The sequence below is a fragment of the Pseudomonas sp. MOIL14HWK12:I2 genome, from assembly GCF_000510745.1.
Taxonomy (GTDB): Bacteria; Pseudomonadota; Gammaproteobacteria; order Pseudomonadales; family Pseudomonadaceae; genus Chryseomonas; species Chryseomonas oryzihabitans.
Window position 1 is genome coordinate 21,129 of sequence record NZ_AZOA01000009.1, and the last position, 24,005, is coordinate 45,133.

General features: G+C 59.8%; 27 protein-coding genes. 22 read left to right on the forward strand and 5 right to left on the reverse strand.

The window, feature by feature from the left end:
* Nucleotides 1-366: 366 nt before the first annotated feature.
* The 19 genes from PSK12I2_RS25035 to PSK12I2_RS23795 all read left to right on the forward strand — a co-directional run bounded on the left by PSK12I2_RS25035 (nt 367) and on the right by PSK12I2_RS23795 (nt 13,675).
* Nucleotides 367-786: a hypothetical protein gene (locus tag PSK12I2_RS25035; RefSeq protein ID WP_037007567.1), complete on the forward strand. Its 420-nt coding sequence runs from the start codon at nt 367-369 to the stop codon at nt 784-786.
* A 257-nt stretch (nt 787-1,043) separates the two neighbouring features.
* On the forward strand, nt 1,044-1,169 hold the full coding sequence (locus tag PSK12I2_RS25205) for a hypothetical protein (RefSeq protein WP_256203955.1): 126 nt from the start codon (nt 1,044-1,046) through the stop codon (nt 1,167-1,169).
* Between the two features lie 299 nt (nt 1,170-1,468).
* Complete coding sequence (locus PSK12I2_RS0107160) at nt 1,469-1,687, forward strand: hypothetical protein (protein WP_027597849.1); 219 nt, start codon at nt 1,469-1,471, stop codon at nt 1,685-1,687.
* Nucleotides 1,688-1,790: 103 nt separating this feature from the next.
* Nucleotides 1,791-2,261 (forward strand): STY4534 family ICE replication protein, encoded by a 471-nt coding sequence (locus PSK12I2_RS0107165; protein WP_027597850.1) that lies wholly within the window; start codon nt 1,791-1,793, stop codon nt 2,259-2,261.
* Nucleotides 2,262-2,402: 141 nt separating this feature from the next.
* Nucleotides 2,403-2,570: a hypothetical protein gene (locus tag PSK12I2_RS25040; protein WP_177324639.1), complete on the forward strand. Its 168-nt coding sequence runs from the start codon at nt 2,403-2,405 to the stop codon at nt 2,568-2,570.
* A 51-nt stretch (nt 2,571-2,621) separates the two neighbouring features.
* On the forward strand, nt 2,622-2,870 hold the full coding sequence (locus tag PSK12I2_RS0107175) for a hypothetical protein (RefSeq protein WP_027597851.1): 249 nt from the start codon (nt 2,622-2,624) through the stop codon (nt 2,868-2,870).
* A 72-nt stretch (nt 2,871-2,942) separates the two neighbouring features.
* On the forward strand, nt 2,943-3,500 hold the full coding sequence (locus PSK12I2_RS0107180; RefSeq protein WP_027597852.1) for a hypothetical protein: 558 nt from the start codon (nt 2,943-2,945) through the stop codon (nt 3,498-3,500).
* A gap of 233 nt (nt 3,501-3,733) precedes the next feature.
* Entirely contained in the window at nt 3,734-4,045 is a 312-nt protein-coding gene (locus tag PSK12I2_RS0107185; RefSeq protein ID WP_156930124.1) for a hypothetical protein, read from the forward strand.
* A 64-nt stretch (nt 4,046-4,109) separates the two neighbouring features.
* The gene (locus PSK12I2_RS0107190) at nt 4,110-4,661 is read left to right on the forward strand and encodes a hypothetical protein (RefSeq protein WP_027597854.1); all 552 of its coding nucleotides are present in this window, start codon (nt 4,110-4,112) and stop codon (nt 4,659-4,661) included.
* 84 nt (nt 4,662-4,745) lie between these two features.
* Entirely contained in the window at nt 4,746-5,450 is a 705-nt protein-coding gene (locus PSK12I2_RS0107195; RefSeq protein ID WP_027597855.1) for a hypothetical protein, read from the forward strand.
* A 284-nt stretch (nt 5,451-5,734) separates the two neighbouring features.
* Complete coding sequence (locus tag PSK12I2_RS0107200; protein ID WP_027597856.1) at nt 5,735-6,367, forward strand: DUF3275 family protein; 633 nt, start codon at nt 5,735-5,737, stop codon at nt 6,365-6,367.
* A gap of 75 nt (nt 6,368-6,442) precedes the next feature.
* Nucleotides 6,443-6,808 carry a hypothetical protein gene (locus PSK12I2_RS0107205; protein WP_027597857.1) on the forward strand — a complete coding sequence of 122 codons (366 nt, stop codon included), beginning with the start codon at nt 6,443-6,445 and terminating at the stop codon, nt 6,806-6,808.
* Nucleotides 6,809-6,873: 65 nt separating this feature from the next.
* On the forward strand, nt 6,874-7,452 hold the full coding sequence (locus PSK12I2_RS0107210; RefSeq protein WP_027597858.1) for a hypothetical protein: 579 nt from the start codon (nt 6,874-6,876) through the stop codon (nt 7,450-7,452).
* Nucleotides 7,453-7,506: 54 nt separating this feature from the next.
* Entirely contained in the window at nt 7,507-8,958 is a 1,452-nt protein-coding gene (locus PSK12I2_RS0107215; RefSeq protein ID WP_027597859.1) for a DUF6094 domain-containing protein, read from the forward strand.
* A 104-nt stretch (nt 8,959-9,062) separates the two neighbouring features.
* The gene (locus PSK12I2_RS0107220; protein ID WP_027597860.1) at nt 9,063-11,306 is read left to right on the forward strand and encodes an SNF2-related protein; all 2,244 of its coding nucleotides are present in this window, start codon (nt 9,063-9,065) and stop codon (nt 11,304-11,306) included.
* Between the two features lie 296 nt (nt 11,307-11,602).
* Complete coding sequence (locus tag PSK12I2_RS0107225; RefSeq protein ID WP_027597861.1) at nt 11,603-11,836, forward strand: Phd-YefM; 234 nt, start codon at nt 11,603-11,605, stop codon at nt 11,834-11,836.
* A gap of 10 nt (nt 11,837-11,846) precedes the next feature.
* Nucleotides 11,847-12,131, forward strand: coding sequence for a type II toxin-antitoxin system RelE/ParE family toxin (locus PSK12I2_RS24525; RefSeq protein WP_084222067.1), 285 nt, complete (start codon nt 11,847-11,849; stop codon nt 12,129-12,131).
* A 686-nt stretch (nt 12,132-12,817) separates the two neighbouring features.
* On the forward strand, nt 12,818-13,201 hold the full coding sequence (locus PSK12I2_RS0107240; protein WP_027597862.1) for a histone-like nucleoid-structuring protein, MvaT/MvaU family: 384 nt from the start codon (nt 12,818-12,820) through the stop codon (nt 13,199-13,201).
* A 291-nt stretch (nt 13,202-13,492) separates the two neighbouring features.
* Complete coding sequence (locus PSK12I2_RS23795; protein WP_037007572.1) at nt 13,493-13,675, forward strand: hypothetical protein; 183 nt, start codon at nt 13,493-13,495, stop codon at nt 13,673-13,675.
* Between the two features lie 134 nt (nt 13,676-13,809).
* On the opposite strand, the gene PSK12I2_RS25045 is transcribed toward PSK12I2_RS23795, so the two are convergent.
* A complete protein-coding gene (locus tag PSK12I2_RS25045; RefSeq protein WP_177324640.1) occupies nt 13,810-14,061 on the reverse strand; it encodes a hypothetical protein in 252 nt (83 codons plus the stop codon).
* Nucleotides 14,062-14,439: 378 nt separating this feature from the next.
* A complete protein-coding gene (locus tag PSK12I2_RS0107255) occupies nt 14,440-15,399 on the reverse strand; it encodes an aromatic alcohol reductase (protein WP_027597864.1) in 960 nt (319 codons plus the stop codon).
* A gap of 74 nt (nt 15,400-15,473) precedes the next feature.
* On the opposite strand from PSK12I2_RS0107255, the gene PSK12I2_RS24540 reads away from it, so the two are divergent.
* Nucleotides 15,474-15,959: a helix-turn-helix domain-containing protein gene (locus PSK12I2_RS24540; RefSeq protein ID WP_177324641.1), complete on the forward strand. Its 486-nt coding sequence runs from the start codon at nt 15,474-15,476 to the stop codon at nt 15,957-15,959.
* A gap of 144 nt (nt 15,960-16,103) precedes the next feature.
* On the opposite strand, the gene PSK12I2_RS0107265 is transcribed toward PSK12I2_RS24540, so the two are convergent.
* The 3 genes from PSK12I2_RS0107265 to PSK12I2_RS0107275 form a co-directional block, all read right to left on the reverse strand.
* On the reverse strand, nt 16,104-17,021 hold the full coding sequence (locus tag PSK12I2_RS0107265; protein ID WP_027597865.1) for a GntR family transcriptional regulator: 918 nt from the start codon (nt 17,019-17,021) through the stop codon (nt 16,104-16,106).
* A 128-nt stretch (nt 17,022-17,149) separates the two neighbouring features.
* Nucleotides 17,150-18,448 carry an MFS transporter gene (locus tag PSK12I2_RS0107270; RefSeq protein ID WP_027597866.1) on the reverse strand — a complete coding sequence of 433 codons (1,299 nt, stop codon included), beginning with the start codon at nt 18,446-18,448 and terminating at the stop codon, nt 17,150-17,152.
* 91 nt (nt 18,449-18,539) lie between these two features.
* Nucleotides 18,540-19,853 (reverse strand): CitMHS family transporter, encoded by a 1,314-nt coding sequence (locus PSK12I2_RS0107275; RefSeq protein WP_027597867.1) that lies wholly within the window; start codon nt 19,851-19,853, stop codon nt 18,540-18,542.
* Nucleotides 19,854-20,171: 318 nt separating this feature from the next.
* Here PSK12I2_RS0107275 and acnA point away from each other — a divergent pair, with 318 nt between their 5' ends.
* Both acnA and prpF read left to right on the forward strand, forming a co-directional pair.
* A complete protein-coding gene (gene acnA / locus PSK12I2_RS0107280; protein WP_027597868.1) occupies nt 20,172-22,802 on the forward strand; it encodes an aconitate hydratase AcnA in 2,631 nt (876 codons plus the stop codon).
* Nucleotides 22,799-23,947: a 2-methylaconitate cis-trans isomerase PrpF gene (gene prpF / locus PSK12I2_RS0107285; protein ID WP_027597869.1), complete on the forward strand. Its 1,149-nt coding sequence runs from the start codon at nt 22,799-22,801 to the stop codon at nt 23,945-23,947. The genes acnA and prpF overlap by 4 nt, the downstream gene beginning before the upstream one ends.
* The last annotated feature ends 58 nt before the right edge of the window (nt 23,948-24,005 follow it).

Genomic DNA, 24,005 nt, shown 5'->3' on the forward strand with positions numbered 1-24,005 from the left:
AGACCCAGCGCTGCGCCTGGCGCGCTTCTCCCGCTTTTTCCTCCTCGCTCCACCCCCGCTGCCGCTCCTGCCCTGCTCTGCCCTCCTTCCGCTTGACAGCTGTATCTGCCGCCTCCGATGATTGCCCCATGTTCCGCTGACGTCGTCAGCAACATGCCCAGGCAGTTCTGGATCTCAAGACTGCAACGTGGCCACCCACGTCGATCCGCACCCATAGTTCGCCAAGCTTCCGGAGGCGCGAACGGTTGACCGGTTCTACCGGTTGATGGAGGCACCTCACACATCTGCTTTACCTACCCAGCGGGGACACACTCCCCCGCCCGGGATCAGTGTTTCTCCGCATCACTCACCTGCAGGAGAAACATCATGACCACCACTACCCTGAGCTATCGCTTTGGCGAATCCGTCGGTACTGCCCTGCGTGAAATTATTCGCTCCGTGCGTAATGCTCAAGCCCAGGCACGTACTGCGCGTCCGTCCATAGCACCGGCTGAACGTCGTGTAGTCGAGTTTCCGCAACCGATCGTATCGGCTGCTGTGCTCGAGGAGATGGATCACGTCCCGGCGTTCGTTCGCCGTAACGCGATCGACCTCAACACCTGGTTCAAGCAAAACACCCAGGAAGCTCAGCCTGAAAAGCCCAAGCGTGAGCGCAAGCCGCGCAAACCCAAGGCTGCCGCCTCTGTCACTGAGCCCGTCCAGTCGCCAGCGCCCCGCGTGCTGCGTCCGGGCTCCTTGGACCAGTTGATCGCCCCGTTCGACCCTGAGGTCGCGATGGCCAGCTGATTCACGCCTTACCCAACCCTGTCGGGAAACCTCCCGTCAGGGCGGTTTTCCTGACTTCACGCATTGATCAAGGAAAACCATGACTTCAAAGAAACTCGCTGCGGTCGCTGAGGATCTCCGCAAGATCGGCACTACCTCGGTAGCCGCTGGTCTAGTGGGTGTCTTTCTGAGCGATCATCGGCTGCTAACGGCTTACGCCATAGCGGCCGGTGTTATAATCTGGCTCGTAGGCATCTACTTCACCTCGGAGGAATGACATGAGTCAGACCGCCTTTGGGATCACCATGTTGTCATTGCTGCTGATCGTCTGTGTTGGTACGCCTGTCTGGCTAGACTGGCCTAACGTGAAGGACAAGGCACTGAAGCTGATCCGCTCGCATTGATGCACCGCTCTACCAAAGCCCTCCTCGGAGGGCTTTTTCATTTCAGGGGTATTGACAAGCGATACGGCCCTGAACATTCTGAGGATGTATGCCGCTGACGTTGTCAGCAACATGCCCCAGGCAGTCTAGGGTCTCACGACTGCGATGCGCTCCTAGCGCATTGATCCAAACCCAAGTTCGCTAAGCATTCGGTAGCGCGAACGATTGACCGGCACCCCCGGTTGATGAATGCACCTTCCACCCACCCTCGACGGGACTACCCGTCAGGGCCGGTCTCCGTCTAAACCTGGAGACCTTCTATGAAAAGCGGTCTTGCGTTGTACCAGGCGTTGCGCTCCATCGATGTTCCTGATGACAAAGCAACTGCTGTTGTCGATGCTCTGGAGTCCGATATGCAAACTCACCTTGCTACCAAGGCTGATCTCGCACAGCTCGAACTCAAGCTCACCATCCGCATGGGCGTCATGATTTCAACTGCTGTCGGCATCCTGCTGGCCGCGATGAAATTCATGCACTGACCTGGCACCACCCTTTCTGGCTACACCCACCCACGCGGGGAATACTCTTCCCCTCCCGGGCAAGGTGTTCTCCGTTTTCACCTATTGAAACTGGAGAATCACCATGAGCAACCAAGCCAACGAAAGCCAATACTTCGACCTGCACACCACCGGTATCGGTTACCTCAACCGCATCCGCGAAGTGAAACCCAAAGGCAGAGGCGCCAAGCCGTTTTTGGCCGTCACCGTAGCAGCCCTGTGCGGCAGCAAAGAAGCGGTGGAATACCGCTACATCGACTGCAATGTCGTCGGCGCTGAGGCTGAAAAGCTGGTTCGCCGCTGCATTGAGGCCGTCAACGCTGAGAAGAAGGTCCTCGTATCCTTCCGCATCGGCGATTGTTGGGCTGATCCCTTCACCTACTCTTCCGGACCGAAGCAGGGACAACACGGCGCAAGCCTGAAAGGTCGTCTCCTGTACATCGGCTGGATCAAAGTGGAAGGTGAGTTCGTCTACGAAGCCAAACCGCGCGACGCAGCCCCGGCTGAGCAGCAAGGTACGGATCAAGGGAACGAAGGCGACCAATCGGCCGCTTGAGTCACCCTGCTCTTCCAGGCGCCCACCGGGCGCCCCTGCTCTACCCAGGCTTTGCCACCTTTCTCTTCGCACACCCATCCGGGGGCACCATCCCCGGACCGGGGCATGGTGATCTCCATTAGCTGAATTTTGGAGCCCATCATGCAAGTCATCGCCACCATCAAGTCCGAGCTGCCCGCCCTGCCCATCGTTGCCGAAGTCTCCTATGACGACGTCACCGAAGAGCTGCTGAGCAGCGACCTGTTCTGCGACAACGCCTGGTTCCTGTTCGAGATGAACGGCACCAGCGCTGACCGCGTCCAGGCCTGACTGACCACACCCTATAGGCGCCCTCGGGCGCCTTTGTCTTTTGGAGGCCCCATGGCTACCGATACCCCTGCAGGCTTCGGCCGGCTCGCCTTCGAATCCGAAGGTAAACACTTTCCCCTTCAGGTACTGCGTAGCAACGCGGGCTACTACATCGGCACTGTCGATGAGGATGGCTTTCCGCTGAGTCGCGAGTCGAAGGAGTACTTCCGCAAGCAGGCCGAGGCTGACCAAGCCCTGGCAGAAGGCACCTGGACCCAGCACGGTTTGTCGTCGCTCGTTCCTGCCTTGCTTGGCTTCTAACCCGCTTCGTCTACCCTTAAGGGATTCGTCATCCCTTAAGGGCATGATGGATCCCAGGACGTTGGAGGCATCATGGATTTGATTATTCAACACTTCGAAGGCCAGGCTTTCGTCAGCAACCCGTACGTACCTGGCACCTCTCTTCGCCAAGACCTCTTCGAGCGGCAATTCACCATCCTCCTTCATGGGTCGATGGAACTGCTTGAAGACTCCGGTCGCGGCACCTTCCACATAGATGGATACGTCCAGCTCGGCCATTGCGGCCTGCTCGATGACATTCTGCCCATCGCCCTAAACGCTGTCCGACAAGACCGCTATCCGATACCTGCAGCAGCGCTTGCCTTCTGCCCGAAACGGATCTCCGTTTCCGATCGCCACGGCCACCTGGTCATGGCGGGCAAGGTAGATCGGGAGAGCCGCCGCATCGACTGGATCGACCCCTGCCGCACGGCTGAGGAAGAGAAGGTGGTGCTGGCTCAGATCCAGCTGTTGCGTTCGCGCTCTGCGTTCCAACACGGCTGGGACAACTTCAGCACGTCTCGCCTGCTTGATACTGATGCCGACCTGCTCAAGGGCCGCTTGGTCCACAAACTATGGCGACCGCACGTGAGTGCATTGTTGAACGCCTGATCTCAACTCCTCCCATCCGGGGCTTTCCCCGATTGGGGTATGGCTCCGACGCACCTTCGTGTTTGCCAGCTAGCTATCGATTGCTATGCTTCGCGTTCAACAGGATGTGAACCATGCCATATAACGTTGTGATTTCAGGATGCGTCGAGTGCGCGGTCGTAAGCCTTGAGACTGCTGGTCAAGCCCTCACCTTTTACCGAGCGCTAGGCCATAAGCCGCGGTTGTTTTACTCGATGTCCTTCGATCACCTAGGTGATGAGATTGATGACGCGGGTAAGCCCGTGCGCGAGTACATCTCAATGAACGCAGCGGAGTTTGCCGAGTACCTCAAGAGGTTTCGTCAGGTCCGATACGCCCGCGATCACGATCTCGACTGCCCTACCATACCTGCGCAGGTTTTCAGCGTATTCGGGACCTACAAAGGCCGTGAACGCCTGATAGCTGAGCTTCATTACCAGGACGAATCAGAGCAACCCTCTGAGATTCGCGTCTATACCCATTTGCTACGTGTCACCCAGGGCCTCATGGCGCTCGAAGACCTGTAGCAATACCTGACCACTACCCAGAGGGGCTGACCCTCTGGGCGGCTCTTCGTCCGAGGAGCTGCACATGAACAACGATTCGACTTCCGCTACTCGTACCATCACCGAGCACACCGGCCTGGTGGCCGTGCTGGCCGACCTGCAGCGTCAAAGTTGGCGCGCGACTGAGCTTTGGGATGGGGAGGAATGGGGTTCCATCCATGCCACCTGGTCCGCTGATGAAATAGCCGAACACGCAGCGGAAACAGATCTGGCCAAGGTGCGCTTCCTATCGGAGAACCACGTTGGCCACGAAGGCGTGATGCTTTTGGTGTGGGGTAACAGTCCCATCGAGCTGATCGCCGACATGACTATGGCCAACGGCTTCGCCGAGGCAGTCGAACGCGCTCAGCGGACGGTTTGGCCACACTACCCCGAGGACGAAGTAGCCACCCGCTGGGCATGTCCGAAGTGCGGATCTGCAGACGTCTCGGCAGAGGGCGGTGAGGAACCGTCTGAGCCTCTCAACGGCACGCTTGATGGTGAATCTACCATTGACGATACCTGTGAGATCACCTGTAACACCTGCCAGCACCAAGACAGCGCGATGTTCTTCGCTATCGATCTAGACCAGCTGTAGCACGCGCTCAAGCAAGCTCAAACACCATCACACCACCCAGGGGGGCCGACCCTCTGGGCGGCTCCTCTTTCCGAGGAGACGCTTATGAAAAACCCCAACCCCTTCATCCGCGGCTACCAAAACCTGTACATCCGCCGCGAGCTGATGATCACTTACGACGAGCACTATGCGCCCTGCTACCGGCAGATCGGGGCTGAGCAACAGGATGCAGGCGACGACCAACTGGTAGGCCACCACAGCGTCTTCAACGAAACTCATGCCCTGGCTATCGAGCCGGAGGAAGTCACTGCTGACCAGCACACACTCTACCCGTCCACTGGACAGGTACGGGCGGTGGTCTATGCGCTTCGTGCCATTGAGAATGGCGAAGAGATTCACCTCGGTGACACCGAGACTCTGGCTAGGGCCCAAGGCCTGCTCAAGCGGATCCAGTTCGAAACCGGCTTCTACAGTCGAGCCTTCGAGATCACCTCTTCCCATTTGCCCGATGACGAGTGGGATGAGCTGCAGGACCTGGTGCAGCACGCCGATACCCAACAGCTGATGTTCGAGTGCTTCACCCTGCCGGACAGCGATGCCGTCGGCTTCAAGCTGCACTGTACGCCTTGGACGGATGAACATCTCGCTTATGCCTGCGCCTGTTCACTTTCGGAACTTCAGGCTGCTATGGAAAGCCAAGGCTTCATGCCGGAGACCATACGGGTGCTCGGTCTGGCCGGCCAGGCCGACGTCAGGATCCTGATCCTTGATCCCAATGGCTGCCTGCTTGAAGGCCTGCCTCAGTTCTAACTCCCCTGACAGGCGCCTTCGGGCGCCTTTCTTTTGCCTGAGCTATTGACCAGCTGCGGCGTCGCTTTCAGAATTCATCGCACATGCCGCTGACGTTGTCAGCCATGCCCAGGTGGTCAGGATCTTAAGACCACGGCGCCCTGCGCTGATCCAACCCCAAGCTTGCCGAGCATCCGGTAGCGCAAGCGGTCGGCTCCGCCGATGGATGCACCTCTCACCGTTTTCTCCCACAGGGTACCCATCCCCTGCTGGGCATGGCGTGCCCCCTATTCACGAGGACCGCCATGATCAAGATCCCCGGCCACCTGGCCATCCGCACCATCCAGGGACGCAACGGCGCTTTCAACGTCGGTCGGCTCTCTACCTCTATCGGCGAATTCGTCATCAAGGACGCTGTGCTCGAGCAACACATCGAGGGCAAGTACCGGGGCGAGTTTGTCATCACCGAGATCCGTGCATCGTCCTACAGCACTGGCGGCCGCCTGGTCATCGAGATTCGCGCGCGCCTGGACAGCATGGTGCTCGAGGACCTCGACGCCCTGACGGCCTACGACAACGCGCAGATCGATGCGCAGTCGCCGGATCCGCTCGATGAAGAGCAACCTGTCGCGGCACCGCCGCCAAAGGCTCGACCACAACCCGCTCGTCCCGCCAGGCCTGCCAGTGCTCCCGCAGCGCCTGCAGACGACAACGCACCCTTTGGGATGCCGGTATCACCAGCAGCTGCTCCGGTAACGCCTGCGCCTGACCTCGATGAGGCTGACCTGGAGCTCTTCGGCACCGTCTGGCCACTCGGCGAGACAGTGCGACTGGACTCCACCGTCGACCGGCAACGCCTCAGGCAGCAATGCCAACGGCTGAGCGAGCTGGGCTACGCCATGGACTTCAAATCGCAGGCCTGGAACCGCGCGGCCTGACCTCTCCCTCACAACCACACCGGCTGGGACCTCTCCCAGCGGGAAGGCCTGGCCATCACCTAAAGGACCTTCCCCATGGGCTGGCTGTTTTCTCACTCCACGCGCGATGCGCTGATCTCTGAACTGACCGCCAACGGCGAAACCGAAAACTGCACCCGTACGGTCATCGATCATCACTTGGTCGACAACGTGCTGTGGCAGATCGTGAGGCTGGTACCCAAACGCGATGGCGTCTTACCTGGCGTCGCCGCCGGCGAAACCTGCACCTTGATCGGTTGCGACCTGCTGGATGTTCACGGAGGCCGCTGGGGCCACAAGTCACTGGATGAAAGCTCGGGCCCCTTCTACTGGAGTTGCCCGCTGCACTTCCTGCCCAGGGCCACGCACGGCATCAACCCCGAATGGCGCGAAGGCGTCCGGCGATTCCACGCGGCGCGCTGAGCGTCCTCTCTCACCCACCTCGGGGCAACCGCCCCTGGGCGCGTTGCCTCCCTCAGGAGCTGACGATGCCCCTCTACCCTATCGATGAGTGCCCCGACCTGCTGGTGGACGCCTGTGTCTGCGATGAAGAGCGGCGGCTGATCTTTCTGTCGGCCTGGGGCCGCGACACCGCCGTACAGGAGTTTCTGGCCAGGCTCACCCTGGGACGCAGCGAAGGCGGCCTTGAGCAATTCCACCTGGTCCAGAGCGGCCGCAGCCTACCGGTTTTTCCGGACGCGGAGCGGCTGGAGAAGCGCACGACCCGCCAGCTGCGCGGCACCCTGTTTGGCAGCCTACTTCACGTCTGGCTGTTCGACGGGCGCTGCGCGGTACCGGATCGTGCCAATCACCTGGCCTACGCCCTGGTGCGGGAAGGCGTCGACCCCCTGACTAGCCTCTGGCCACTGGTGGTCGACACCTGCCCACTCCCGCTCCTGCCGCACTGGCAGGGACCGGTCATGGAGTTGCTCCTGCAGGAGCAGATGCTCGAGCGCCTACCCGGCGCCCTGGGCGACCTGGCCGGCTGGCGACTTCGACTCAAGCTCGACGAGCTGCAGTACCACCTTGGCCAGCGCATCCGCGCCGGTCAGCTCACCACCTCCTGATTGGGCCGCTTGCGGCCCCTCCTCCCTCACTTTCCCAACACTGGAGCTCCGACCATGGCCCTGATGTTTCCGCGCCTGGCGCGCAACTTCGCCAAGAACGGCTACTATCCCACCGACGAGGTCACGCTCGAACGAACCCTGCAGGCCCTGAGCCCTGCCTCCACCGGCACCATGCGGATCCTCGATCCGTGCGCCGGCGAAGGTGTGGCCCTGGCGGAGGCGGCTCATACCCTTGGGCGTGAACGCGTCCAGGCCTGCGCGGTGGAATACGACCGGGAGCGTGCCGAGCACGCCCGTGGCCTGCTCGATCGCGTCCTGCAGGGCGACCTGATGGACACCATCGTCACGCGGCAGGCCTTTGGGCTGCTCTGGCTCAACCCACCCTACGGCGACCTGGTCGCCGACCACAGCGGTGCCACCCAGTATCAGGGCAGCGGCCGCCGGCGACTGGAGAAGCTGTTCTATCAGCGCTCGCTACCGCTGCTGCAGTACGGCGGCACCCTGGTGCTGATCGTGCCGCACTACGTCCTGGACGATGAGCTGTGTGGTTGGCTCTGCAACCACTTCACCAGCCTGCAGATCCACGCGGCCGCGGATCCCACCTTCAAACAGGTGGTGATCTTCGGTATCCGGATTCGCCGGCAGGACCTGGCAAGACCTGCCGACGTCAAGGCAACCCGGGAGCGTTTCCGTGCGATCGGCAGTAGCGAGGCCTCGGCCGAACCGCTACCGGAGCTGTGGCTTGGGGCCCCCTATGGCGTACCGGCCGCCGTCACGGAGCTGGAGCACTTCTACCGCGTCACCCTGGAGCCCGAGCAGCTCGCCCTGGAGACAGATCGGCTGGGCGGACTCTGGAGCGACTTCACTCTGCACTTTGGCCAGGCTGGCCAAGTACCACGACCACCGGTCAAGGCGCTGTCGCAATGGCACCTGGCCCTGGCCCTCGCGGCCGGAGCGATCTCGGGCGTGGTCACCTCTCCCACTGGGCGCGTCCTGGTGCTCAAGGGCGACACCCACAAGGAAAAGGTCAGCCGCACCGAATTCACTGAGGATGAGGACGGCAACGTTCTGGAGTCGCGGATCCTGACCGACCGTTTCGTGCCCGTCATCCGGGCCTGGGACATGACACCGGGATCTCAGACGCTGGGACAGGTCCTGACCATCACCTCGGCGCCGACAGCGGCCGAGCCACCACCATCTGCAGCACCTGAACCACTCCGGCCACCGGCAGGACGTTTCGACCCTGGTCGGATCGTCATGACGGCAGCCGTAAGCGACCTGGTGGAGCGCGGTGAGCTCAACCCCGTGACCTACCTGCGGCGTCACCTGCAGGCGGATTGGGGCGAGCTTGACCAAGAGGACAAGCACAGCAATGACCAGGCCCTGCGCCTGGGCAATCGGCTGTTCTCCAGCTACGACACCCCGATGTCCGATGAGCCCCGGCTCTGGATCATCACCGAAGCTGACCGCAGCGTGACCACACTGCTGTTGCCCTCAGACTACTAACCAATACCGCCCGCTGGCGGAACCGTTCCATCACCTCAACCCCGTGGGTACGCCGATACCCGTCCGGGGTCGGTCGTGCCCGTTTCTCATCCCAGGAGATCCACATGACCGACCTCAACGCTAGCCAACCGGCCCTGCTCACCACCGTCAGCCTGACCGACTTCATCGCCGAATTCGGCGAGGGTCTGCTCGACTCCCTCAACCGCTCCAACCCACCGGTCTATGCCGGCGCCGCTCACCCCGGGCGCCAGGCCGTGATGGCGGGTCTCAACCGCACACCCTTCCCGGCGCAAGCCGATGTCGTCCAGGCGATCGCCGCGCTGCTGCTCGACCGCGGCGAACAGGCCGGCATCATCAACGCCGAGATGGGGACCGGGAAAACCATGATGGCCATTGCCGTGGCAGCGGTACTCCACGCCGAAGGCTACCGCCGCACCCTGGTCGTCTCGCCGCCCCACCTGGTCTACAAGTGGCGGCGCGAGATCCTCGAAACCGTCCCGGGCGCGCGCGTCTGGGTGCTCAACGGGCCGGACACCCTGGTGAAGTTGCTCAAGCTCCGCCAGGCCCTAGGCGAGCCGTACGATGGTCGTCAGGAGTTCTTCATCCTGGGCCGTGTGCGGATGCGGATGGGCTTTCACTGGCGGTTGGCGTGCGGTACGCGCCGCGCCGCCGGTGGACGGCGACTGGCCTGCTGCACGGACTGTGGTCGCGTGCTCGAGGACGAGGAAGGCAACTACCTCACCCTGGAGGACTTCCAGTGCGAGGAACGACGCCGGCAGTGCCCGACGTGCAAGGCGCCCCTCTGGACGCTGATGCGCCCGGGCAAGACCGCGAGTGGTGACAGACGCAGCGTGATCCTCAAGTCGATGTGCCGCATACCCACCATCGGCCCCATCCGGGCCGAGAAGTTGGTGGCGGACTTCGGAGAAGAGTTTCTCGCCACGATGCTGGCTGACAACGTCCACGAGTTCATCAATCTGATGGACGCCAACGGCAACTTCGTCTTCAGCGACCGCCAGGCCAAGCGCATGGAGCGGGCGATGGCCAACCTGGAATTCGGCTTCGGCGAGGGCGGGTACCAACCGACCGAGTTCATCAAGCGCTACCTCCCGGACGGCTACTTCGACCTGCTGGTGGTGGACGAGGGACACGAGTACAAGAACAGCGGTTCGGCCCAGGGCCAGGCCATGGGAGTGCTGGCAGCAAAAGCGCGCAAGACGCTGCTGCTGACGGGCACGCTCATGGGCGGCTACGCCGACGACCTGTTCTACCTCCTGTTTCGGATCCTCTCCCGGCGCATGATCGAGGACGGCTACCGACCGAACGCGCGCGGCAGCATGGCCCCTGCGGCCATGTCGTTCATGCGCGACCACGGCGTGCTCAAGGACATCTACACCGAGCGCGACAGCCAATCGCACAAGACGGCCCGGGGCAAGAAGCTCTCGGTACGGACGGTGAAGGCCCCAGGCTTCGGCCCCAAAGGCATCCATCGCTTCGTGCTGCCCTTCACCGTGTTTCTCAAACTCAAGGACATCGGCGGCAATGTGCTGCCGGCGTACCAGGAGGAGTTCGTCGACATCCCGATGGAGGCGCACCAGGACGCGGCCTATCGGCAGCTGGCCAGCAAACTGACCGCGGAGCTCCGCCAAGCTCTGGCACGGCGAGACACCACGCTACTTGGGGTGGTGCTCAATGTGCTGCTGGCCTGGCCGGACTGCTGTTTCCGGCCGGAGGTGGTGAAACACCCTCGGACCCGGGACACCTTGGCCAGGGTCGACGCGATCTTCGACGAAGACCAGGCCAGCCCCAAGGAGGAGGCGCTGATCGAGCTGTGCCGTCAGGACAAGGCGCTGGGCCGCAAGGTGCTAGCCTACACCGTCTACAGCGGCACCCGGGACACGACCAGTCGGCTCAAGCGACTGCTCGAGCAGGCTGGTCTGAAGGTGGCGGTACTGCGTGCTTCGGTGGATACGGCCCGGCGCGAGGACTGGATCCTCGACCAGGTCGACCGTGGCGTCGACGTGCTGATCACCAATCCGGAGCTGGTGAAGACCGGCCTGGATCTACTGGACTTCCCGACCATCGTCTTCCTGCAGACGGGCTACAACGTCTACACCCTGCAGCAGGCAGCGCGCCGGTCGTGGCGGATCGGTCAGAAGCAGGCGGTACGGGTGCTGTTCTTCGGCTATGCCGGCAGCTCGCAGATCACCTGCCTGCAGCTGATGGCCAAGAAGATCGCGGTGGCTCAGAGCACGTCGGGAGACGTTCCGGAGTCAGGACTCGATGCGCTGAACCAGGATGGCGATTCGGTCGAGATGGCGTTGGCTAGGCAACTGGTGAACCGATGAAACCTAGCTCCTCTTCGGAGGAGCCCCTCTTCCGCTGGCCCAACCGAGCAGTCACATGGTCTCCCTCATACACCTCAGACCGACGCTCATATCTACGTATTTTATTACGCATATTTTTGTGTATCATGAGCTTGCGCTTGCCATACCTAAGACCAAGCTAACTACCTTGATCGCATCGACACGACTACCGAATTGACTTAGACGATCACACTTACCTAACGCTAATTGATGAATTGAGGCCACAGCGCATGAGTGCACTCCTAGACCGGGCTGAACAGGCAGTGTCTGCTACAGCAATGGTTCGAGCCTTTAGCGCGAAATTGAAAGAGGTCACCAGTGGTGAGGTCACTCACTTGGTGATTTTTAAGGACAACGAGCCAGCTGCAGTGTTGGTAGGCGTAGAGGCCTACCAAGCTCTGCAGGATGAACTCGAAGACCTTCGTGCTGAGCGCATCGCCATTGAGCGCCTTTCCACCTTGGACAAACAGAACACAGTGAGCCTCGAGGACATGGAGGCTCGTTTCGAATAGGCGAAGGCTGATGAAATGGAGCGTTCGGTTTCACCCTGATGTCGAACACGATCTCGTCCAGCTAGGCAAAGCTGAGGCGAAAAGGGTACTGAAGGTGATCCGGGAGCGGATCGCTGAAGGTGAACCTGAAAAAATTGGCAAGCCACTCCGCGGTGCCCTCGCAGGGCATCGAAGGATCAGGACCGGCGATACACGCATCGTCTACAGAATCGAAGGCACGGAAATCATACTGGTCTTGTGCGTAGGGGCCAGACGTGATGACGAGGTTTACGAGGCTGCCAATAGAAGAGTCTGACGAGATCCCCCGCTTCGGCGGGGTTTCTTTTGCCTATGCATTGATCCGGCCGGCCACGGTCGGCGGCGACGGTCTCCAAGAGTGGATGACGCGGGCGCTATCTCAGATGTTCTTAGAATTCATGGCGGCGTTCGCTCGGAAGGACTACGAAACGCGACGTGCCCGCGCCACCCAGGGCATCGCCAAGGCGAAGGCGGCAGGAGTTTACAAAGGGCAGCCCAGGGATGAGCAGCTGCATGCGCGGATCCGCGCATGCCTGGCCAGGGGGATGTCGGTGCGGGGGACGGCGCGGGTACTAGAGTGCTCAACCAGCACCGTGAACCGGTGCCGATCGCAGACTATCGCCGCCCAAAAACAGGAATGAGCCAGCTGCTTAACCAGCGAAGGGGAAAGGGAATCCCCACGCGCAACTATCGCGGAGCCCATCTAGCAAACGCTAATCGCCTTCGCCCTCTGAGTGGCTGGCAATGTCCAGATAGTAGTTGTGCCACATACCAGCTTTTTGGTGAGGATGGGGGATAGCTGTGCTTGTACAGCACGAATTACCTCCCGAAGTGGGCGGACTTTTTTTCATTGCCGACTTAACCGTACTGAATCAGCACTCAGCGTATCATCACGTGGGATATAGCATCTTGCAAGTAGAAAGGCTATAAAGGCAACCACCGCTTAATCCAGAGGAAATCATGATGTCTCTAATTCAAGAATACCGTCAGACTGAAGCGACTATTGAAGAACTGAAGCAGCGCTTGGAACAGCTAAACAGCGACGGACGCCTGCAGAAAGAGCTTGAGTTCGAAAAGCATCTGCGTGCTTTGCTGAACGAACACAACAAGTCGCTCCGTGACGTCATCGCTATTCTGGACACGAACGCCACTGCCACAAAGAGCGTCACCCGTAAGAGCAATTTCGCGCCGGCGGCACAACAGCGCCGGCCCCGGTCGTTGAAACGCTATGAGCACCCCGAAACCGGTGAGGTCATTGAAACTAAAGGCGGTAACCACAAGATACTGAAAGCCTGGAAAGCTAAGCATGGTGCCGACGTGGTTGAGGGCTGGCTTCAGGGCAATTAATCGTCCGCATGCCGCATAAGGCAGCGATTCATAATAGTGTTGAGTCGCTGCGCTTCTAGTACAGGTGAGGCCCCACTGCATCAGTGATGCCTTGTTTCGCCTGCGCTGTTCGTCGCTGCCAAGTTGCCGGGACCCCTTTCGCTACTTCTTGTCTATCCATACAGCATCCTGAAAGTAAATCCACTCCCATTTCCATTTCGCACCCCATCCCTCGTCTCTGCCACGGTTGTCCCGGTCGTTCTGTCGAGTATCAGAAGGTCATGGCTTTAGGGATTGAGCAGGTGGGCTACTATGGACATGCTCGGTGATGAGCAGGACAGCTTCGAACAGCAGCAGTCTCTCTTCCGCCCTACGGAGCTGATGTACTGCCGTGACCTAGTCGATTTGCTGACCAAAGAGCTCGACCAAGTGCGTCAGTGCCTAGGGCAAGCCCAAGGCACCAATCGCCTACTTTTAGTTGAGTACGACAGCTAATTGCAGAAGGCGCTACCCTCAAGGCGAAGGTGCAGCGTCATCGGCTGCGCTACGTCCAGTTCGTACAGGAAGAGAATCAGGGTCACGTGCCCCGCAGGGTACGACTCCTCCCAGACGACCGCGACGCCCCTTTCTCACGGGCCCGGCGTCATATCCTCCCGCTGGAGTCGATGAGCTCCGTCCTGCATGCAGATCTCTTCAAGGTGCGCGCGCAACTGCAGGTCCTGCTCACCGAGCACGGAAGCACGCCGTCGGCCCCGACGCGCATGCAGCATGGATAAGGTGGCCACCAATGTCGTTGCGCTCGACTCCCGCTCGATAGCCGCCGCGTGTGGCGCGGGCAAGGTCCCCATGTCGACGACGCCAGCACCCAGCCAATCGGCCACGCCGCGCTCGATGCTAACTGCCCTCGACGGTTGGCCTGATGCGGCCCTGACCGAAATCTTCAGCGCCCGGTCAGGCCTTGGTGAGCTGGCCCTCGTCTGGCCGAAGCTTGCGCGTCCCATCGCAGTCGGCGAGCGGGTTGCACTCATCGCCCCTACCTGATCTACCCACATGGGTGGCTGCAGGCCGGCGTCGATCTTGGCCGGTTGATTTTCATCCAGGTCAAAGGCAAGTACGCGCTGTGGGCAGCAGAACAGTGCCTGCGCTTTGGTATCAGCGGCGCAGTGCTCTGCTGGCCCAGCCATAAGGGCGATCGCAAGATACGCTGGCTGCAGGTAGTCCCTGAAATCGGGCAGACCTAGACCAGCGCTAAATGACTATCAGCCTTTGTGGGCATCGCCAAGGTGCGCTAGCGCCCACTGCTCTGCAGTGGTCGTCGCTATTGCGTGCCTATCATTGAAGGTTGTGTCCTTGGGCCATGCAACACCCCGACCCTGAGCGAAGACTGCACGATACTTCTTGATGTGTTTGAGTCCTTCGTCACTCTCCTTTTCCATCTCGTCCATCAGGAAGGAAACCGGCCAGACGTTGGACTTGAAGGGGCGCTTCAGTACCCGCTCGAGCAGGGCAGGCACTTCACCATAGGCCAGGGTATCCCCCGCGAGATAGACGATTTCATTGCGGAAGCGCGGCTCGAAGAACACGATGTCCGCTGTCAGCTTGCCGATGTCGTCCGGGGTGGTAAGAGTGACCTTGGTATCCAGACTGCCCAGCGCATTGACCGTACCTGTGTCGAAATCAACCACCCCGAACACGGGCTCGAACAGGAAGCTGGTGAACATCCCGGTGGAGATGATCACCCACTCGGTTTGACTTTGCGCGCGTAGCAACTCACGCACATCGAGCTGTGCATCGAAAAGATCCTGGGGACTGCCACGACCAATGACCTCGAAATCCACTCCGAATTGCCAAGGAAAGTACCGCTTGACGCCGGACTGAAGAGCAGCACGAGCAAGCTTCATCGGCGTTTCACGCCCAGCCACCATGCCTGCGCACCCAATGACGGTGTCGTACTGCGAGAAGACCTCGGCCAGTTGGTCGATCGAGTCGTTGACCAAGTCGGCAGCCACCATCTCGACGCCTAAACCGCGCAGCTCATCTATCTCTTTTTTCTTACCAGGCGTCTGGCTGTTAATCGTGGACTCGCGCAGTAGAACACTTACCTTGGAGCCGGGTTTTTGCTTGGAGATTCGCGCGAGGTTACGCAACACTGGTAGGCCAAGTTCACCGGCGCCTAGTACGAGAATGGATTGAGTAGCGGTAGGAAAATTGGGAGTCATGATCAATCCTGCAGTCAGGTGTAGTATTGACCAATGCTGGCAGACCACAGCGGCGCTTAGTAGAAGGCACACGCATGATACCGGAGGAGAAATTGACCGAACTGGAGATTCTTAGACAGTCGGAAGCCATCTGCCAGACGCTCAGGCGGGACGTCGATGGAGTACGCCGTGAGGTGCTGGCTCATGCAGGCAGTCGATGGTCCTTGGGTATCCTCCATGCACTAGGCGTCTACGGCGTCATGCGTCACGCAGAACTCGCACGACAATTGTCAGGGATCACCCAGAGGATGCTGACAAAGACCCTCCGCTCGCTCGAACGTGACGGCCTTCTTGTCAGACACGACTACGATGAGTTACCGCCCAGGGTCGAATATGAACTGACAGCTCTTGGCATGAGCCTATTGGTTCGGATGACGCCCATCTGGACCTGGGTGGTCGAGAACGTTGAAGAGTTCCGGACAGCACGCCGCGCCTTCGACGAAAGAGGGAGTAAAAGACCTGCATGGCAAGATCCAAAGTCCATACCGGACGATTTAAATAGGAATGACCCTAGAGGCTGACTGGTTGGCACCAGTTGCTACTTATATTGCCAATGCGCCTCAATCGCCTATTACAGCGTCCATGGCTGGAAGCGCTAACTTCACGTTGAGCCATGTCAAGCCATGACCATGCCCTATCTTCCCTCGGCGCTTGGGAAGCTTCGGTCAAGTAAGCTCCGTGTCCGTTGCCATTCCGGTGGTGAAGAGCCCAGAAAGAACTTTATGCTGTCGGGCATGCTCGAGATGCCGGCGCATCCGATCAGCGGCAGCCAAGCGATCTCCTGCCTCGAGTAGCGCCAGAATTTCCAGATGCTCCTCCGCGTGCTCTTTTCGCGGCGTACGCTGACTGGCCTGCTGGTACTCAACCAAACGACGCAGACCATCGAGCCGACGCACCGTCTGCATATGAAACCTGTTGCCTGAAAACGTCGCCAGCGTCTCATGGAATTGGGCGTTGGCCTCGAACAACTCACGCGGGGTCATGGTTAAGTAGCCACCCCGGGCAATGTACTCCTGCTGCCGGCGGCATCTGCTCAATGCTTCGGCATCGACCATGAAGGTAGGTGCGAGCAAGGCTGCAGGCTCGATGATTGCCCTGAAGGTGTAGCTTTCTTCGTAGGCCTGTACCGAATCGATTATGGGCAGGAACTGCCAGCCTTGCCCCGCCCGCTGCTCGATCCAACCTTCCTGCTGGATACGCATCAGCACCACCCGCAACGTTGCCCGTGTCACATCGAACAGCCGCATCAGATCAGTTTCCGCGAACTGCTCGGGCAGCTTGCGCTGGAGCCGCATGGACGCGATCTGTAGATACAGCGGATCCTCAGCTTCCTCGAACAAGGATTGAGCAAAGCCGGCCATGTCCTTGGCACTCAGCGCTAGGAAGAAGCCTCGGTTACGGTCGTAGGTAAGCATGCCCTGCTCTGCCAGGAACTGCATGGCGATCTTGACCGGGCTTCGCGAGGTGTTGAGGACTTTGGCCAGCCCTAACTCCGTCAGGTGATGCCCTTCTTCAAATTGTTCCTGCCGAACATAGGCAACGATGTCACGTGCTACCCGAGTTTGTAGGGCCGAGAGATTCATAGAACGGTAAAGCACCTTAAGCCGATCGCCCATCTGACAGGACAGGCAGGATAGCCCGCAGTCTACCACCCACTCAGCCACTGGCATGTCTGAGCAGGCGGCAATCGAAGGGGCGCTAACACCGCCGCTTATTTGGTCAAGAGAATCGGCGCTGGAACCTTGGTTTCGTTCGCAACCGGCAGCATCGGCTTGCGCGTCATCGTCAGCGCGATCACCGCTCCCACAAGCAACAGGCTGCCGGCAATGATGAAGGCCGCGTTATAGCCGCCCGAAGCCTGGATCACATAGCCCGTCACAACGGGTGCGAGCATCCCAAAAAGGTTGCCGCCCATCACTACGAATGCTACAGCGCGACCCACGTCACCCGCACTGGGCAGCATGTCATTGAGAAGCGAGAAATTAAGCGAGGTCGTAGAGGCGATACCCGCGAGCGTAAGCGAGGAAATTGCCACCAGCCCGAATGTCGAGTCAGCGAAGGGAATCAGCAGGATGCAGCTGGCGATCAGCATAGACAGCGCAATGACGTTACGGCGTTTGCCCGAACTTACGCCACCACCCTTCTTAAGGTACAGGTCGCTGAGCTTGCCTAGACCGATGCATAGCACCACGGCCATGGCATAGGGAATGGCCGTCACGACGCCGCTCTTGGCCAAGGTTAGGTGGCGAGCCTCCTGCAGGTAGCTGGGAAGCCAGGTCAAGAACAGGTACTGGGTGTAGACGTTGCACCCCTGGGTCAGAGCGAGCCCCCACAGCGTGGGCGTTTTCAGTAATTTCTTCAGGCCGTAGCCTTTACCGGTCGCGGCACCTTTCTCGCCGTCGCGATGCTGAAGAATGTGGGCACGCTCCTGCTCACTCAGCCACCTGACGTCTTCGGGCTTGCCATAGAAGCAATACCAGGCAAGCAACCAAACAGCCCCAATGCCACCCGCGATCGCGAACGACCATCGCCAACCGAGACTGGCAACCAATGCCGCCAACACGATCGAGCATATGGCCGGGCCAGCATAGGAGCCGCTATTGAACACAGCGGTCGTGGTACCGCGCTCAGTAGCGGGAATCCACTCGCGGATCACTTTGCCGCCAACTGGATTGCTGACTGCCTCACCCGCCCCCATCACCAGGCGTGCAGCCATGAGTGTCACGAAGCTGGAGGCCGCGCCGGTCAGTGCGGTTGCCGTCGACCACACCAAGATGCCCAGGCCACCAATACGTTTAGCTCCGTAGCGATCAATGAGCAGACCCACAGGAATCAGGAAGAGCGCATAGCTCCAGATGAACGATGAGAAGAGATAGCCCATGCCCACCGACGACAGATGAAACTCTTCGGCGATAGGCTTGGCTGCGATGGATAAAGCGATCCTGTCCATGTAGTTGATCATGGCCAGGGTGAAGAGAAAGACGCCAATCCAGGCTCTACGGTAACGCATGGGGAGTGACCCTCTTGTTTGAATGAGTTCCTACGCCTGAGACTGGCGAGAGTGACCGGCCAGGCCGCTGGGCCCTGGCCGGTTCGGACGTTCAGGTGCCGTGGTAGAAAGGAAACGCACCGAACAACAGCCCACCTGCCAATAGGCCGAAGCTTGCGAAGATCGCCCACTTCAAGGCGAAGCGTTGGTGATCGCCAAGATCGACCTTGGCCAAGCCCACCAGCAGGTACAGCGACGGCACGAGCGGACTTAATAAATGAACCGGCTGACCGACGACTGAAGCGCGGGCGATTTCGACAGAACTAATGCCGTAATTGGCGGCGGTCTGCGCAATGACCGGCAGGATCCCGAAATAGAAGGCGTCGTTCGACATGAAGAACGTGAACGGCAGGCTGACTAGCGCGGTGAACACCGCCAGGAAGGGGCCGAAGCTGTGAGGAATGACAGCCAGCAGTCCTTTCGCCATGGCGTCCACCATCCCGGTGCCTGACAGAATTCCGGTGAAGATACCGGCGGCGAAGATCACCGAAGTCACCGCGAGCACATTACCTGCGTGGCTTGCGATGCGCTCCTTCTGCTCTTCAATTCGCGGGTAATTGATCATGAGAGCGATAGCAAAGCTGACCATGAACAGCACCTGGATCGGCATGACCCCTGCCATCAACAGCCCCACCAGAACAAGCGTGAGGATTAGGTTCGGCCAGAACATGCGGGGACGGCGGTGCTGATCGCACTCTTCGGCAGAGCCATTACCCAGTGCTATGCCAGCACTGGACGTATCCAGCGTGACGATTCCAAGCCTATTCCGCTCACGTTTACCTAGCACGACTGCGGTAAAAATCAGGCACGCGCAGCCGATCAGCATCCCAGGCACCATCGGCAGGAAAATATCCATGGCGTCCACGTGGAGTGCGGCAGCAGCACGCGCAGTCGGGCCGCCCCAGGGCGTGATGTTCATGATGCCGCTGGCAATGTTCACCACGCAGGTCAGGCCGAGCACATTCATGCCGAGCTTCTGATAGAGCGGCAGGAAGGCTGCAACCGCAATCATGTAGGTAGTGGAGCTATCGCCGTCCAAGGACACTAAAAGTGTCAATACAGCAGTGCCCACGAGCACCTTGAGCGGATCGCCCTTCACAAGTTTGAGGATCGTCCGCACCAGGCCGTCGAACAGGCCCGCATCGATCATGATGCCGAAGTAAAGGATGGAGAACGTCAGCATGACGCCGGTGGGCGCCAGCGTCTTGATGCCATCCAGCATCATCTTGCCAAGCCCGGCGTAGAACCCACCGATGAGCGCGAAAATGATGGGTACCACGATCAAGGCGACAAGCGCTGACAAGCGCTTCGTCATGATCAGGTACATGAAACAGATGACCATCGAAAAGCCGAGCACAGTAAGCATGACTAGCCCCTATCTTGCGAGTGGATGTCAGTTTCGGACGGTAGGAAAAGCAATGCACTTGCTTTCTCTAGCCACAAAACTCAATTCACACTCATAGCGAGCCATTGCATACAGATTGTATTTCATCATCATGCGCCTCAATTTTTATCATTGTTTTAGGTTGCAAAGGCATGAAATGGCAGGACTTTTTACCGATTACGACAGATTGCATCGTTCGTACGGCAAGCCAGCTCATTCGCCTCGACTGCATCCAGATTGACCTAGATAGCTATCGAGTGCAATATGGCCTCACAAAAACATGCCTGTGAGGTCGCTGTGATGAATGAGATTCGGAGTCAACACCTAGCTGCCAATGGCCGCGACTATCGTGTTGCGAACATTCGGGAGGCAGTGGCGTCAGTTGGCGGACACTTCGCCAAGATGCCTCTCTCCCTGCGCATCCTTGCGGAAAACATCCTGCGTACCGAGGCTGAGCCGATTGCTGCATTGAGCGTGGTAAGTCAGCGCGCGAAGGATCAGGACATTCCGTTCCGCCCTGCGCGCGTCGTACTGCAGGATCTGCTAGGTACCCCCGCACTCGTAGACCTGGCAGGTCTGCGCGATGCCGTAGCAGAACGTGGCGGTGACCCTAGGCAGGTCAATCCCGTTACCCCTACGCACCTGGTCGTCGATCATTCTCTGAACGTCGAGCGCTGGGGCAATGCCAAGGCTTTAGCGGAAAACGAGGCAATCGAGCGTGAGCGAAATGCCGAGCGATTTGCCTTCCTGGACTGGTGCAATAAGGCGTTCAACAACCTGTCCATCGTGCCGTCAGGCAATGGCATCCTTCATCAGATCAACCTGGAGCGCCTGACGACTGTCGTGGGCACCAAGGAGATCGACGGCGAGCTGTGGGCGTTTCCCGACACCCTAGTAGGTACTGATAGCCACACCACGATGATCAACGCCATCGGCGTTTTGGGCTGGGGCGTTGGCGGTATCGAGGCTGAAGCTGCGATGCTGGGGAAGGCCCTGATGATGCGTGTGCCAGAAATCGTCGGCGTACGATTGGAGGGGGCGCCGCCCAGTGGCTACGTCGCGACGGATATTTCTCTGGCCCTGACTGAGCTGCTGCGCAAGGCAGGGGTCATCGGTAGCGTGCTCGAATTCTTCGGCCCCGGGGTGAGCACCCTGTCGCTGTCTGATCGCGGCACCCTATCGAACATGGCTCCGGAATTCGGCGCCACCGCAGCGATGTTCGCAATCGACGAGCGCACCCTTCACTACCTGCGCTTGAGCGGCCGTGGTGGAGAGATTTCCGTCTTGACTGAGGCTTATGCCAAGCAACAGGGCCTGTGGCACGACACCTTGACCGAGGTGGAATACGACCGTGTCGTCACCCTGGATCTGTCTACGGTCGGTCGGGCAATCGCCGGCCCCAAGCAGCCCCACCAGCGCATTCTGCTCGGCAAGAAGGATCCTGTTACGTCACTGCCGTCGGGTCTGGATAATGGTTCGGTTGTCATTGCCGCCATTACCAGCTGCACCAACACCTCGAATCCGCGCGGCGTGATCGCCGCCGCATTGGTTGCCCGTAATGCCCTACGCCGCGGCCTGAAACGCGCACCTTGGGTCAAGACGTCCTTTGCCCCTGGCTCTAAAGTAGTCGCCGATTACCTTGAGCGCGCGGGTCTAAACAAGGATCTGGATCAGCTCGGTTTCAACGTCGTCGGTTACGGCTGTACGACGTGCAACGGCATGTCAGGCCCGCTGATCAACGAAGAGATCGAGAACGAGATCCGGACGCGCAAGCTAGAAACGGTGGCGGCCACTTCGGGCAATCGGAACTTCGAGGGGCGTGTACATCCGCTGGCGCGCGAAGTCTTCATCATGTCGCCGCCGCTCATCGTAGCCTACGCCCTATCGGGTACCTATCTGGTTGACCCAGAAAAGGATCCTCTCGGTACCGATAGCGAAGGCAAGCCAGTGTATCTGCACGAGCTCTGGCCGGCTGATGAGGAGCTCGCCCGGATTGAAGAAGCCTCGCTTTCAGCGGACCTCTTCGATAGGGCTTACGAAAATATCCCACGCGAGGCCGGCCTGATCGCCTCGGATCTTCGTGCTGGCGTCAGTGACCAATATGCCTGGCAAGCCGACAGCACCTACATTCGCAAGCCCCCTTACTGGAGCGAAGCGCTCACCGCGTCCGTCCCGGAGAAAGACCTGCAGAAGATGCGCGCGCTGGTGATGCTGTCTGACAACATCACGACTGATCACATCTCGCCTTCCGGTGCCATTCTCCCCGACAGCGATGCCGGCACCTACCTCAAGAGTCATGGCATCGACGTTCCAGAGTTCAACTCCTACGGCACGCGTCGGGGCAACCATGAAGCAGCGCAACGGGCGACCTTCGCCAGCCCACGACTGAAGAACGAGATGCTCGCCGATGGTCGCGAGGGCCCCTGGGCCGTAGTGCTACCGGAAAATCAGATCACTTCGGTCTTCGAGGCCGCTCAAACGTACGCGGCGCGTAAGCAGCCGCTGATCGTAATCGCTGGCAAGGAATACGGCAGTGGCTCCTCCCGTGACTGGGCAGCGAAAGGCCCGCGCCTTTTGGGCGTAAGGGTCGTCGTCGCGGAAAGCTTTGAGCGCATCCATCGCACCAACCTTGCAGGACTGGGCATCCTTCCGCTGCAATTCGAGGCGGGTGTGTCACGACAAACCTTGGGCCTTACCGGGCGAGAGCTCTTCAGCGTGGAAGGCATCGATGAGCATTTCGAACCCGGCGCGAAGCTCACCTTGGTCATCGAGCGAGCAGACGGCGAAGTGGAACGTGTCACCGTCATCAGCCGCCTAGACACCTTCGAGGACGTTCGTTACTTCCGACGGGGTGGCCTGCTGCCTCAACTGCTGGTGGAGCGCCTGGAAAAGGCTGGCAAAACCGCTTCTCTTGAAGGAACTGCACAATGACTCAACAACGTATCCCTGCCGTCTACATGCGTGGCGGTACCAGTAAAGGCGTTTTCTTTCTGGATAAGGATGTGCCGCCGGCTGGGCCGCAGCGCGACGCCTTTATGCTTCGGGTCATCGGCAGCCCCGACCCCTATGGCAAGCAGATCGATGGTATGGGCGCCGCTACATCGAGTACCAGCAAGGTAGTGATCATTGGCAAGTCTGCGCGTGATGACGCTGACGTCGACTATCTGTTCGGTGCGCCCTCGATCGAAAACCCGGTCGTAGACTGGTCAGGCAACTGCGGCAACCTCAGTTCCGCAGTAGGCCCCTTCGCCATTGCCCAGGGTTTAGTCGACGCGCCTCGTGACGGCGTCGCCACGGTACGGATCTGGCAGGTCAACATCCAGAAGCACATCATCGCCCACGTATCGATGCGCAATGGCGAGGTCGTCGAGGAAGGGGACTTCTTACTGGACGGCGTCGCCTTCCCTGCGGCCGAGGTTGTCGTCGAGTTCATGCATCCTGGTGGCTCTGGTGGCAACATCCTGCCTACCGGCAACACCATCGATGAACTCGACATTCCTGGGTTTCCCGCGTTGCCGGCCACCCTCCTCAATGCGGGCAATCCCACAATTTTTGTGGAGGCCGACCGGGTCGGGCTCGTAGGCACCGAGACTCAGGAGCAGGTCAACGGAAATGCTGAGCTGCTCGCTCAGCTGGAAACCATCCGTGCCCACTGTACGGTGGCTATGGGCTTGGCCGCTACGCCGGAGGAAGCCACATCCCTGCGGCCACACACACCCAAGCTATGCCTCGTAGCCAAGCCGGCCAGTTATGTGGCAGCCGGCGGAAAACGAGTAGAGGCATCGGAGATAGACGTCATTGCCCGCATCGTTTCGATGGGCAAACTTCACCACGCCATCACGGGCACCGGTGCCGTCGCGGTTGCAGTCGCCGCAGCCCTGGAAGGGACTCTAGTCAATCGCATCGCTGGCGACATTGGTGATCGCCAGGTGCAGATGGGACATACCGCAGGAACAGTCGCTGTCGGCGCCCAGACCCAGCAGATCAATGGTGCTTGGGTAGTGGAGAAAGCCGTGATGAGCCGCAGCGCTCGTCGCCTGATGGAAGGCTGGGTACTCCTTCCCGAACAGTACTGACCACATCAGCAGCCGGGCATGTGTTTGCCCGGCTCTGCTCATCACAAAAACAATATCC